This window comes from Rhizobium sp. CG5 (assembly GCF_023701945.1).
Classification (GTDB): domain Bacteria; phylum Pseudomonadota; class Alphaproteobacteria; order Rhizobiales; family Rhizobiaceae; genus Allorhizobium.
The window spans coordinates 155,201-168,175 of sequence record NZ_JABAEF010000006.1 but is presented as its reverse complement, the minus strand read 5'-3'; the positions used below and the strand labels follow the sequence as shown (position 1 = coordinate 168,175).

11 protein-coding genes and 1 pseudogene are annotated in these 12,975 nt (G+C 62.7%); 9 read left to right on the top strand and 3 right to left on the bottom strand.

The features are described from left to right. Positions 1-104: 104 nt before the first annotated feature. Both HGO38_RS12220 and HGO38_RS12215 read right to left on the bottom strand, forming a co-directional pair. Positions 105-1,538, bottom strand: a complete 1,434-nt coding sequence (locus HGO38_RS12220) for an extracellular solute-binding protein (RefSeq protein WP_250956164.1) — start codon at positions 1,536-1,538, stop codon at positions 105-107. A gap of 237 nt (positions 1,539-1,775) precedes the next feature. Continuing rightward, positions 1,776-2,753, bottom strand: coding sequence for a helix-turn-helix domain-containing protein (locus HGO38_RS12215; RefSeq protein ID WP_250956163.1), 978 nt, complete (start codon positions 2,751-2,753; stop codon positions 1,776-1,778). Positions 2,754-3,151: 398 nt separating this feature from the next. Between HGO38_RS12215 and HGO38_RS12210 the strand changes: the two genes are divergently transcribed. The 9 genes and pseudogenes from HGO38_RS12210 to HGO38_RS12170 all read left to right on the top strand — a co-directional run. Continuing rightward, positions 3,152-4,036, top strand: coding sequence for a sugar phosphate isomerase/epimerase family protein (locus HGO38_RS12210; protein WP_250956162.1), 885 nt, complete (start codon positions 3,152-3,154; stop codon positions 4,034-4,036). Between the two features lie 37 nt (positions 4,037-4,073). Then, positions 4,074-5,273 carry an ROK family transcriptional regulator gene (locus tag HGO38_RS12205; protein WP_250956161.1) on the top strand — a complete coding sequence of 400 codons (1,200 nt, stop codon included), beginning with the start codon at positions 4,074-4,076 and terminating at the stop codon, positions 5,271-5,273. After that, positions 5,270-6,256 carry a tagatose kinase gene (locus HGO38_RS12200; RefSeq protein WP_250956160.1) on the top strand — a complete coding sequence of 329 codons (987 nt, stop codon included), beginning with the start codon at positions 5,270-5,272 and terminating at the stop codon, positions 6,254-6,256. The genes HGO38_RS12205 and HGO38_RS12200 overlap by 4 nt, the downstream gene beginning before the upstream one ends. Continuing rightward, positions 6,253-7,545, top strand: coding sequence for a D-tagatose-bisphosphate aldolase, class II, non-catalytic subunit (locus HGO38_RS12195; RefSeq protein ID WP_250956159.1), 1,293 nt, complete (start codon positions 6,253-6,255; stop codon positions 7,543-7,545). The genes HGO38_RS12200 and HGO38_RS12195 overlap by 4 nt, the downstream gene beginning before the upstream one ends. A 158-nt stretch (positions 7,546-7,703) precedes the next feature. After that, positions 7,704-8,615, top strand: coding sequence for an NUDIX hydrolase (locus HGO38_RS12190; protein ID WP_502941545.1), 912 nt, complete (start codon positions 7,704-7,706; stop codon positions 8,613-8,615). A gap of 71 nt (positions 8,616-8,686) precedes the next feature. After that, positions 8,687-9,658 (top strand): quinolinate synthase NadA, encoded by a 972-nt coding sequence (nadA, locus tag HGO38_RS12185; protein ID WP_250956157.1) that lies wholly within the window; start codon positions 8,687-8,689, stop codon positions 9,656-9,658. Next, positions 9,655-11,196, top strand: coding sequence for an L-aspartate oxidase (locus tag HGO38_RS12180; protein ID WP_250956156.1), 1,542 nt, complete (start codon positions 9,655-9,657; stop codon positions 11,194-11,196). Before nadA ends, HGO38_RS12180 begins: the two co-directional genes overlap by 4 nt. 11 nt (positions 11,197-11,207) lie before the next feature. Further along, on the top strand, positions 11,208-12,062 hold the full coding sequence (gene nadC, locus HGO38_RS12175; protein WP_250956155.1) for a carboxylating nicotinate-nucleotide diphosphorylase: 855 nt from the start codon (positions 11,208-11,210) through the stop codon (positions 12,060-12,062). Between the two features lie 52 nt (positions 12,063-12,114). After that, positions 12,115-12,360 (top strand): annotated as a pseudogene (locus HGO38_RS12170) (pantoate--beta-alanine ligase); the annotation flags it as partial. Positions 12,361-12,451: 91 nt separating this feature from the next. Here HGO38_RS12170 and HGO38_RS12165 read toward each other — a convergent pair. Then, positions 12,452-12,901, bottom strand: coding sequence for a hypothetical protein (locus tag HGO38_RS12165; protein WP_250956154.1), 450 nt, complete (start codon positions 12,899-12,901; stop codon positions 12,452-12,454). Positions 12,902-12,975: the final 74 nt, after the last annotated feature.

Below are 12,975 nucleotides of genomic sequence, written 5' to 3'. Positions count from 1 at the left end.
GTCTCCCGGAAGTCGATGTCCGCGCGATCACCCTCGCGGCGGAGCGCAGAATGTGCATCCGGGTGGCCGTATCAAACGGCCGCCCGGAGCAGACTTGCGTCGGCTTACTTGCGATAGCCGAGGTTCTTCATTTCCGCTTCAGCCGCCGCCGCCATCTGGTCGAGACCTTCGTCGGAGGGCACTTCACCGAGCAGGATCTTGTAGAAGATCGGGGCTGTGGCTTCACGCACCTGGGCATGGAACGGGTAGGGCGGTGCACCCGCGAACAGCTTGCCGTCGTTTTTCAGCATGGAATAGTAACCGTTGAGTTTCTTATCCATCTCGATGATCTTCGGATCGTCGTAGGTCGCCGTATTGGTGATACGCGGGGCGGCAACCGCCCAGTCGGGCTGCACCGAATCCTGGCCGATATACTGCAGGAACAGCAGCGAAGCTTCCTTGTTCTTCGATGTCACCGGCAGGCCGAAGGCGCCGCCGTCGTAATAGCCGAGATAGCCCTTGCCTGCCTTGACTTCGGCCAGAACGGCCGGCTCGGTCGGGGGAAGTGCCACGCCGACATTGCCGACGACCTTCGACTTTTCCGCATCGCTCGCGATCCAGGCGGCATTTTCGCCATAGACCAGGCCCTGGGCAACGCGGCCGGCCGCAAAGGTCGTGCCGACTTCGGTCCAGGTGCTGGCGGCCGATTCCGGCGGTGCGATGTCGCGCAGGTGCAGCCAGTACTTCATCGCAGCCTTGGATTCGGCGCTGTTCATCGTGCCGCCGTTTTCAACCGAGGCGGCATAGTTCTTCGAGGCATCGATGCCCCAGTTGAACACGCCGAAGGTCGGTGCGATGGATTCGAAGAATTCGTACCAGGAAGCCGGGTGGCCGGTATGAGCCTGCGCCGTCGTGCCCCAGAGATCAAGGCCGTTGTCCTTGCCGTATTTGGTGAAGAACTCGGCAATCTGGGTGTATTCTTCGTGGGTGACGGCGGGCTTCAGATCCTTGCCGGTTTCCTTCTTGAAGGCTTCCTGGATCTTCGGATCGTTGAACAGGTCGGTGCGGTAGAGATAGACCTTGATGAAGGCTTCCATCGGCGTGCCGAAAATGTCGCCGTCGGCATTCTTGAAATAGTTGGCGAAGGTCGTGTAGTGAGACTCATCGTAGTCCGGCGCCTTCAGCGACGGATCGTCCTTCAGCGACTTGGTGATGTCGACGAGGAAGTTGCGCGCCAGATAGGCGTAGATGATGTCCTGCTCGATATAGATCATGTCATAGATGCCAGTCTTGGCTTCCATGTCCTTAATCGCCTTGTCATACATCTGGTCCCAGGAGGTCGTTTCGATCTCGACCTTGATGCCGGTCTTCTTTTCGAATTCCGGCGCCAGCACGTCCTTGATGTAGTTGGACGGCGGCGTGCTTTCGGTAACGCCATGCAGCACGACGCCCTTGTATTTCGCGCCGGCATCCGACCAGAAGTCGGCATGCGCCGGCAATACGGTCGTCATCAGCGCGAGTGTCAGTGCGGCAAGCCCAATTCCACTTTTTCTGATCATCTAACTCTCTCCTCCTAGAGTGTTTCTTGTCGCCTGCAGCCGACGGCCGACAAGCGCCTCCCGCGCCCGGCAAAGGCCGGCGCCTCGAAACGCGACGCCCCGGCTCCTCCCGGCGGTCGAATTTCGTTTCGCGATCATGATGTTGTTGTCCGCTGCTTTTTGCGGCTTGCTCACCAAGTGCGTCCGTGGAGCTTAGTGGCGGTCAGGATTGGCTGCCACGCGTGCTTTGCGGGCGACCTATACTTTTTGGCCGACGGCCGCGAGGCCGGCGGAAAAGGCGCGGATCTCGCGAAACGGATCGGTGCGTGCCTCGGTGCCGATCTTGTGGGCATTGCGGCGATAGTCCGAGGGCGTGCGGCCGCAAATCTTGAAGAACTGCCGGTTGAAGTTGGCAATGTTGTTGAAGCCGACCTCGAAGCAGATATCGGTGATCGGCCGATAGGTCTGGGTCAGCAGCGAGCACGCCGCATAGACCCGCGCCAGGATCACGTAGCGGGCAAAGGTATGGCCCGTCTGGCGCTTGAAGAAACGCGAAAACGCCTGCGGTTCCAGCCCGCACAGCTTTGAGACCGAAGCGAGATCGATATCGTCGCTGTAATGTTCCATGACATAGCCCATGGCCACATCCAGTTCGACAGGCAGTTCGACATGGGCCGATGTCGGCGCCAGCCGCGACAGCTTGCGGCGCTCGGCGGGATTGCGGGCAAGAGCCACCATCAATTGCATGAACAGCAGCACCCGCTCGGCGCCGTGCACGGCGCCCATCTGGGCCAACAGCCTTTGTCCGGCGAGAGCCGTGGCACCGGAGAACTCGACGCCATACACCGCGTCCTCATAGAGCGGCCTTATGCCGGCAAATTCCGGGCAGAGGCCGGTGCTGCGGTCGGCCCATTCGGCACTGAACTGGATGAGCATGTCGCGGTTGCGGATCAGCTTGCCGGGCTCGATGTCGCTCACCCAGTTGTGCGGCACGTTCGGACCGGTCAGCACCAGGCAGCCCGGCTTGAACTCGCCGATATAGTCGCCGACCATCATCACGCCGGATGTGGTGCGTGTGAGGTGCAGTTCGTATTCCGGATGGTAGTGCCATTTGGCGCCGAAATAGGGATAGTCGTGCATGTGCCATCGAAACGACTCTGCCGGTGCGCAGATGATCTTCTCGAAATCCGGAACGATTTTCAGATCGGGCTTCATGGAATGGCTGCCTCCCAACATGATGCAGTCTTCAGCAGGCTGCGGTTATCCCGTCAGCCGTACCGTCGCCTGGTCCTCCATACCGTACATCCCCGTGCTGACCGGCCTGCCTCTCCCAGGCATTTTGCCGATCGATCTCCTCACCACACGACGGATGCTGCTCTATATGTTGTTTGAAGTGACAAATTAGTTCATTTACCAATTCTGTCAATCTCGATTTGAGCGGCGCTCCGGCAGCGGAGAAAGGGTGTCTCGCATCCGCAATAATTGTCATTTTGCAATGCATCATAAAAGACCTGTCGCATCCGCTGAACAATTGCCCATTTCGATTTGGCGAGAGGTCCCTTGACAGGGGCGAGGATTGGATATTTTGTTGCACATAACAACATAATAAATCGTCATGTCTTCGGGAGGACATCATGGGACGGCTTGGCATTCATTCCTTTGTGTGGACGGGCGGTCAGACCCAGGCGATGCTGGAGGAGGCGATGGAGAAGTCGGCAGCCTGCGGCTACCGGATGATCGAATTCGCCTATCTGCGGCCGGAAAAATTCGATCTCGACGCCCTGTCGAAGCGGGCAGCGGCGCTCGATCTCGACATTGCCGTCACTATGGGGCTGCCCTTCAGCCATGATGTCTCGAGCGAAGAGCCCGAGGCGGTCAAGGCCGGCGAGAGGATGCTGGCCGATGCGGTCGCGGCCGTGCGCGATGTCGGAGGCAGCAAGCTCGGCGGCATTCTCTATTCGGCGCATGCGAAATATGCACGCATGCCCACGCAGAAGGGCTGGGACAACAGCGTGGCGGCGATCGCCAAAACCGCTGACATTGCCAGGGCCGCCGGCGTCGATCTGGTATTGGAAGTGGTCAACCGGTTCGAGACCAATCTTCTCAACACCACGGCGCAGGGCCTTGCCTTCATCGCGCAGACCGGGTCCGATCATGTGCGGCTGCATCTCGATACCTTTCATATGAATATCGAGGAGGCCAATCCGGCGGCGGCCATCCGGCTGGCCGGCGACAATATTGGCTATTTCCACATCGGCGAAAGCAACCGCGGCTATCTCGGCGATGGCGTCGTCAATTTCGACCTGATCTTCGACGCCCTGCTGGACATCGACTACCAGCGCGACATTACGTTTGAATCCTTCTCCAGCGCGGTGGTGGACGAGGGGCTTTCGCTGGCCTGTGCGATCTGGCGCGACACCTGGACGGAAAACATGCCGCTTGCCGAGCATGCCAAGGCCTATATCGATCTCAAGATGGCCGAGGCGCGCCGGCGTCGGGCAACGAATTCGCGGCCCTGAACGATGCAACGCGGTGATCGACCAGAGGGACAGGCGCATGGGTGACGGCGGGGCGATCGGCGCGGCACGCGGCATCCGCCAGCGCAACGAACTGGCGGCCATGCGCGCCTTGCATCAGTTCGGCCAGTTGAGCCGGGCGGAGCTTGCCCGTATTCTCGGCCTCAACCGGTCGTCGTCCGGCCATATCATCGCCGGCCTGACAGCCGATGGCCTGGTGCGCGAAGTGGGCATGGCGGGGCAGGCTCAGGCAGCCCATGTGCATGCCGGGCGACCGGGAATTCTGCTCGAACTGGTGCCGACCGCCGCCTCGTTCCTGGGGGTGGAGATCGGGGTCGAGCATATCACCGTTGTCGAAATCGATCTGTCGTCGCAGATCCTGGCCCGCAGAACGGAACCCTTCGACGGAAAGGCCGTGGATGCTGACGAGGCTGTGTCCTGCGCCATGCGGTTTGCCTTCGACACCCTGCCGCCGGAGCGCATTGAACGTTGCATGGGCATCGGCGTTGCGGTTCCGGCGCAGATGGACCGCCATGGACTGATCCGCATCGCACCTTTGCTCGGCTGGGAAGACGTTCCCCTGGCCGATCGTGTGCGCGCGGCCCTGCCGGCGCCGATGCCGGTGATCGCCGAAAACGACGCCAATGCCTTTGCCATCGGCGCAAGCCACAGGGAGCGCGAAGCCCATGCGGGCGTCACGCTTTACCTGGTCATGGAAAGCGGCGTCGGCGGCGGCATCGTCGTCGACGGCGCCTTGTTTCGCGGAGGCCGCGGCCTTGCCGGCGAGATCGGTCATCTGCGCGTCAACGGCGTGGACGAGCCAGACCGCAGCCTTGAGAACGTGCTGGGACTGGACTGTATCCTGGCCGCCTACCGGGCGGTGTCGACGCAGCCGGAGCCGAACCTCGCGGCCTTCCTCGCCGATGTTCGCGATCGCGTGCCGGGTGCGGTGGCGATTGCCGAGGAGTGGGCACGGGCGCTGGCCTTCGGACTGATCCAGACGTGCCGGGTCATCGATGCCGACCGCGTCGTGCTCGGTGGTTCGGTCGCGGCCCTCTATCCGTTGATGGCGGCGCGCGTGCTGCATCATATCCGCTGCATGCAGGAGGCGAGTTTTCCCATGCCCGTCATCGAGACCAATGACGACGAGACCGTCGGCCCGGCGTTCGGGGCGGCCTGTATCCTACATCAGCTTTTTCTGTCGGCGGACAGTTCGCGGCTTGTAGAGGAGGCTACATGACTCATTCCCCACACCTTGCCCCCGATGCGCTCGGGCCGACGATCACCATCGGCGAGATCCTCGTGGAGATCATGGCCGATTTTCCCGGCAATGGGTTTCTCGAGCCGATCGCGCTGACCGGTCCCTATCCGAGCGGCGCGCCGGCGATCTTTATCGACCAGTGCGCCCGCCTCGGCGGGGCTGCCGGCATCATCGCCAGCGTCGGCGACGATGATTTCGGCCGCATCAATGTCGAGCGCCTGCGTAAGGACGGGGCGGACGTATCGGCAATATCCGTCAGCCCGGACTTTCCGACCGGCAGCGCCTTCGTACGCTATCGCAATGACGGCTCACGGGATTTCGTCTTCAACATTGCCCAGTCGGCAGCAGCCCGGATCGGTCTCGACGCACAGGCCCGGACGCTGATTGCCCGTGCCGGCCACCTGCATGTGATGGGCACCGCCTTTGCCATTCCGGGCGCCTTTGATATCATCGACCATGCGATCGGCGTGATCCGGCCGCGCGGCGGCACGGTGTCGTTCGATCCCAACCTGCGCAAGGAATTGCTCGGACACGCTCTGACCCTGCAGCGCTTTCAACGGCTGGTCGATATCGCCGACCTGATCTTGCCGTCCGGTGAGGAACTGTTCGTGGCGGCTGGCTGGGAGGGCGAAGCCGCGGCTGTCCAGGCGCTGCTTGCCCGCAAGACGCCGGAAGTTGTCGTGAAGCGTGGCGCACTTGGCTCGACCTATTTCGGCTCCGACGGGCGGCGGGTCGACTGCCCCGCCTTCGTCGTCGCGGAGGTGGATCCGACCGGCGCCGGAGATTGTTTCGGCGGCGCCTATGTGACGTGTCGCAGGCTCGGCATGCCGGTGGAGCAGGCGCTTCTCTACGCCAATGCCGCCGGCGCCCGCAACGTCACCGTCCGGGGTCCCATGGAGGGGGCGGGCACCAGGGCCGAACTCGATGCCTTCATTGCCGCCACACCGAGGTGCACGCCATGACATCCATTCTCCAGGACCTCGCCCGGTCGCGGCGCGCGGGTGAGCCCTTTGGTATCGCGTCGGTCTGCTCGGCCCATCCGCTGGTCATCCGCGCGGCTCTCCGCAACGCGGTGCTGCATGGCGGGCCGGTGCTGATCGAGGCAACCTGCAACCAGGTCAACCAGTTCGGCGGCTACACCGGCATGCGCCCGCAGGATTTTGTCGAGCTGATCGCCACGATCGCTGCGGAAGAGGGGCTGGGGTGGGAGAATATCATCCTGGGTGGCGACCATCTCGGCCCCAATCCCTGGCGCGGAGAGCCGGCCGACACCGCCATGGCCAAGGCCGAGGCTATGATCGCCGCCTATGTCGAGGCCGGTTTCCGCAAGCTTCATCTCGACACGTCGATGGGCTGTGCCGGCGAACCCGAAGCGCTCGACGACGCGATGACCGCGACACGCGCCGCGCGCTTGGCAAAAGCTGCCGAACGGGCAGCGGACGCGGCGGGTGGCGAAAGGCCGGTCTATATCATCGGCACCGAGGTGCCCCCGCCGGGCGGCGCCCACCATGCCATCACCGCGCTCGAGCCGACCAGCCCTGAGGCCGCCGCCCGCACGATCGAGGTCCACCGCCGGATTTTCGCGGATGCGGGGCTTAAGGATGCGCTGTCGCGGGTCATCGCCGTTGTGGTGCAGCCGGGCGTCGAGTTCGGCAACGAGAATGTCGTGGCCTATGACCGGGGCAGGGCGCAGGCGCTGTGTGCCCTTCTGGACAGCGAGCCTGACCTGGTTTTCGAGGCGCATTCCACCGATTATCAGGGCACGGCACCTCTCGCTCAGTTGGTCGACGATGGCTTTGCCGTCCTGAAAGTCGGGCCGGAGCTGACCTTTGCGCTGCGCGAGGCGCTTTACGGCCTCGACCTGATCGCCAGCGATCTTCTGCCCCACTATCCGCCGCGCAACCTGATGGTGGTCATGGAACAGCTGATGCTGGCGCATCCCGGCCATTGGCAGGGCCATTACCATGGCTCGCAGGCCCAGCAGCGCGCCCAGCGGCATTATTCCTATTCGGACCGCATCCGCTATTACTGGAACCGGCCCGAGGCCGAGCAGGCCGTGGCGCAACTGATGACCGCGCTTGATGGGGCAGTCGTTCCCGCCCCCCTGTTGCGGCAGCATCTGCCGCGTTTCGAGAGCTGGTCGACCCGTCCGCTCGATCCGCGCCAAGTGCTTGTCACAGCGGTGCAGCATGTCCTCGACAGCTACAGCCGGGCGTGCCAGCGACGAGATTATGATCCAGAACCCATTTGACACAGGCAACACGACCCGTTTCTTCGGTCAGCCCACGCCCTTGTCTTGTCGGTCGATAAGAAAAGCCAGAACTGTAGCGTCGCCAAGTTTGCCTTGGGTCAGAGCTTGTTGGTTCCATGGCTTGCAATATAACGGGACTCAAATCGCTGCGAAGGATCATGCCAAAAGTGAATGCTAGCCCCGCCCATGCGGAACTGATTGCCGTGCTGACCGCCGTCACAGGCGAGGAGCCGCGCGTCATGACCGTGCGCTCTGGCGATGCACTTCCGTCTGGCCCTTTCGAACTTGGCCACCGCAGTCTCCAGGCTGGGCTGCGCGAATGGGTGGGCGAGCAGACGGGCCATCCTCTGGGATATCTCGAACAGCTCTACACTTTTGCGGATCGCGACCGAACCAACGATGAAGCCGAAGGACGGACGATTTCGATCAGCTATCTCGGACTGGTGCGCGAGCAGGCGGCTCCGGGCGTCGGCAAGCCGGGTTGGCACTGCTGGTACGAATACTTTCCCTGGGAGGACCAGAGAAAGGGCGCGTCAGGCAGCCTACTTGCCATCGCGGAACGCCTGCACGCCTGGGCGGAGACGGAACCCTCGCGGCGCGAGCACCGCCAGCGACGCATCAATTTCGCTTTCGGTCTGGACGGTGCGCCGTGGAATGAGGACCTAACCCTGCAGCGGTACGAGTTGATATACGAGGCGGGATTGGTGACCGAGGCGGCGACTTCACCGAACAGCACGACCGGCCGGCCGATGGTTGCCGATCATCGCCGGATCCTTGCAACCGGCATCGCCCGCCTGCGGGCGAAGATCAAATACCGTCCGGTGGTCTTCGAACTGATGCCGGAAAAATTCACGCTTCTACAGTTGCAGCGCACCGTGGAGGCCCTCGCCGGGCTTACATTGCACAAGCCGAATTTCCGCCGCCTCATCGACCAGCAGGAGCTGATCGAGGAAACCGGCGACATGGCCACCGAAACGGGCGGACGCCCAGCCAAGCTCTTCCGGTACCGCCACGCCGTCCTCGAAGAGCGCGCGCTGTCCGGATCGAAACTCCCGCTCTCACGCAATTGACATAAACTCGAATCGAGAATATTCATTTGCGCGGAATATACTCATACGGAGTATATGAGAGGAGGGGTGCCATGAATTCCCGGCTGTCGCTGCCTTTGCTTTATGATCGCGTGAGCCGCGTCATGCCCGAGGCCGAGTGGTTGTCCCATGAAGACGATGTTGCGGCGATTCTCGAATTGAAGCGCCGCCGCAATGCGGTCATCCTCGCACATAATTACCAGACGCCGGAGATATTTCACGGCGTGGCGGATATCGTCGGCGACAGTCTGGCGCTCGCACGCAAGGCCGTCGATGTCGAAGCGGATATCATCGTGCTTGCCGGGGTGCACTTCATGGCGGAGACGGCAAAACTGCTGAACCCGTCGAAAAGGGTTCTGATCCCGGACATGCAGGCCGGCTGTTCCCTGGCGGACTCGATCACGCCGGACGATGTGGCGCTGCTGCGGCTGGCACACCCGGGCGTGCCGATCATCACCTATGTCAACACTTCAGCTGCCGTGAAGGCTGCTTCGGACATCTGTTGCACCTCGGGCAATGCGAAGAAGGTCGTGGAATCGCTGGGCGTGCCGAAGGTACTGATGATACCCGACGAATATCTGGCCCAGAACGTGGCCCGCGAGACCGACGTGGAGATCATCGCCTGGCATGGCCATTGCGAAGTTCACGAGCTGTTCAACGTGCAGGATGTCCGCGATCTGCGCGAGGCCCATCCGGGTGTGATTGTGCTCGCCCATCCCGAGTGCCCGCCGGACGTCGTCGCAGAGGCGGACTTCGCCGGATCCACGGCTGTCATGGCTGACTATGTGGGAGAGAAGAAGCCCGCCCGCGTCGTGCTCCTGACGGAATGCTCGATGAGTGACAATGTCGCCGTGCATCACCCGGATGTGGAATTCATCCGGCCCTGCAATCTCTGCCCGCATATGAAGCGCATCACGCTTTCGAATATTCGCAAGGCCTTGGAAGAGGACCGTCACGAGGTGACAGTCGATCTCGCCCTCGCAGTCGCCGCACGCCGCGCCGTGGAAAGGATGTTGGCGGTATGACCGGCCGCCTCGATCGCCTGGCTGGCCGTGTTGCGGTCGTGGGCAGCGGGCTTGCCGGATTGGTGACGGCGCTCAGGCTTTCGCCGCAACCGGTCGTGCTTCTGACGCGCGCCGGCCTCGGGGCCGAAAGCTCCAGCGGCTGGGCGCAGGGCGGCATCGCCGCCTGCCTTGGCGCAGACGATACCCCCGATCTCCATCTTGCCGATACGCTCGCTGCCGGAGATGGTCTTTCCGACAGAAGGACGGCCGCCTCGATCATCGATGAGGCGCCGGCGGTCATCGTCATGCTGGAGACGCTTGGTGTCCGTTTTGATCGCGGACCGGATGGTTTGCTATTGCTCGGACTGGAAGCGGCCCATAGCCGCCGCCGGATCGTGCATGTGGAAGGTGACGGGTCAGGTGCGGCCATCGTCCGCGCGCTCGTCGCCGCGGTTCTTGAAACGCCGTCGATCACCGTGCTGGAAGGCGTCGAGGTGCGACGTTTGCTGATGACTGACGGCACGCTTTCCGGTCTTGTCTGCGCAACCGGCGGCGGCGCAGCGTTTCTGGCCACCCATCGCGTGGTCCTGGCGACCGGTGGCCTCGGCGGACTTTATGATGCGACGACCAACCCGACCGGGAATTACGGCCAGGGCGTGATGCTGGCCGCCCGGGCGGGCGCGGACCTGGCGGATATGGAATTCGTGCAGTTCCATCCCACGGCCCTCGACACTGCTCGCCGTCCATTGGCGCTCGTCAGCGAAGCCGTGCGCGGCGACGGCGCCATTCTGGTCAACGAGAAGGGTGAGCGCTTTCTTGCCAGTCAGCCCGGTGCGGAACTCGCGCCGCGGGATATGGTCGCCCGCGCCGTCAGCGCCGAAATTGCCCGTGGCGGCAGGGTTTTCCTGGATGCCCGCAATGCTTTGGGAGAGGATTTCGCCCGCCGTTTTCCGACGATCGCCAACCTCTGCCGCAACGAAGGCATCGATGCGGCGCGCGAATGCATTCCCGTCCGCCCGGCGGCCCATTATCATATGGGCGGCGTCGCCGCCGATCTGCAGGGCAGAACCTCCGTGGAGGGATTGTGGGTCGTGGGCGAGGCGGCGTCGACAGGCCTGCATGGCGCCAATCGGCTCGCCAGCAACTCGCTGCTCGAAGCGGCAGTGACAGGGATGTGGGCGGCGCAGGATATTGCGGGCACGTCTGCCGGAACGGCCGGCTCATCCCTGCCGGCTTGCGCGCTGCCACCGGCCGATCTGTCGATGATCCGCCCGATCGTCTCCCGGCACTTGGGTGTCCTGCGCAACGCGGACTCCATTCAAAGCGCCATCGCTGGCCTGTTGCCCCATGTCGAAGGCGAGGGCCCCTCTGCCGATCCGGCCATCGTGGCGCTGTCGATCGCGGTCTTTGCCTGGCTGCGCCGGGAATCCCGCGGCGCCCACGCCCGAACGGATTTTCCCCTGAGGCTTGCGTCGACGGAGAGACGCAAACTGACGATCGACGCAATTCTGGACGTCGCCCAGGGCATCGCGTCCCATTCGCCTGCCCAAAGTGCATAGGAGTTCCCGACATGATCATCGCCCCTCTTCCGCGGCTCATCATCGAGCCCGCCGTGCGAGCCGGACTGCTTGAAGACCTCGGCATGGCCGGGGATGTCACGTCGATTGCCGTCATCCCGGCCGACCATCGTTCACGTCTGTTCATGGTCGCCCGCAAACCCGGTGTGATCGCTGGCCTCGATGCTGCCCAACTCGCATTCCAGCTGGTCGACCCCGCGATATGCCTCTCCCGCCATATCGATGACGGCGCGGCGGTGAAACCCGGTGATGTCATCGCAACCATCGAAGGCGCTTCCCGCGCACTTCTGACCGGGGAGCGCACGGCGCTAAATTTCCTCGGCCACCTTTCGGGTATCGCCACCGTGACGGCTGGAATCGTCGCCGCAATTAAGGATACCAAAGCCTTCGTTGTCTGCACTCGCAAGACCACGCCGGGACTGAGGGCGCTGGAGAAATACGCGGTTCGCGCCGGCGGCGGCATGAACCATCGCTTTGCGCTTCACGACGCCGTCCTGATCAAGGATAATCACGTTGCCATTGCCGGTGGAGTGACCGAGGCCATCCGCCGCGCCAAGGCGGGCGTCGGCCATATGGTGAAGATCGAGGTGGAGGTCGATACGCTCGATCAGCTTCTTGAGGCCATGGAGATCGGCGTCGATGCGGTGCTGCTTGACAACATGACGCCCGATGAGTTGCGGGAAGCGGTTGGCATCGTCGCCGGCCGGGCGATGACCGAAGCGTCCGGCGGCATTACCCCGGCGACGGCATTGGAGATTGCAGCGTCCGGCGTCGATCTTCTATCGGTCGGCTGGATCACGCATAGCGCGCCGACGCTGGATATCGGGCTGGATTTCGACGCCGGTTGAAGCCGGTTTGCTTGTCCGCAATGAGGAGGATGCATTGCAGATTCCAACGGGTATCAACGAGATGCGCGTCGCGTTCGCCGATGCGAAAGCAACGGACGCCAGCACCGGTTTCGTGCCAACGATGGGCTATTTGCATGCCGGACACATGGAAGTGGTTTCGCGAGCGTGGGTCGACAACCGGATCGTCGCCGCCTCGATTTTCGGCAATCCGCTGCAGTTTAGACCAGCGGAAGATCTGAGCAAATATCCGCGCGATCTGGAGCGGGATGCCGCGATGCTCGGCCAGGCGGGAGTGAGTATGGATTCCGTATCGAAGAATGGCCGAACGTCACTTCGCAGGCGGGCGCGGTTGAGCAGGCTTTTGTAGAACATCGCCATCTTCGTCGGATCTAATGCGCGCGGACTTGCGCGATCCTTGCTGACAGTTCTACGGCTTCCGTCGGCACCTGTTCAAGCTCGTTGCTCAGGGCCGCCTTCTTCAACTCCAGTTCGTCGAGCGTATCATCAAGCTGCGATAACCGGGGCCGGCCCTCGTCCGCACGTTCCCGAACCTGACTGATAATAGCGCGTTGGTCACGGCCGAGCCGATCCAACTGGTTCTGCAAGTCGTCCCGACGAGAGGGTGCGGTATTGAGCTTCTTGATCTCGTGGCGAATTAGTTGCTCCGAGATCTTGTTGAAGAGGTTCATCGAGAAGAATGCCACGGGCAGGCTAGAGAGAACCCTGTCCTCCAGCTCTTCGCGCATGGTCGTCTTGGAGTTCGGACAGCGGGCGCCATCGAGATCCGCGATCGGGAGCCACGTCTTGCGGTTGGTGCAGCCATAGCGGCCCTTTGCCATGATCCCGTACCCTCGCACCCAACTGGCGATGTAGCCCCTACCTGGTCTGCGACGCAAGAAGGGTTCAGGCCAGT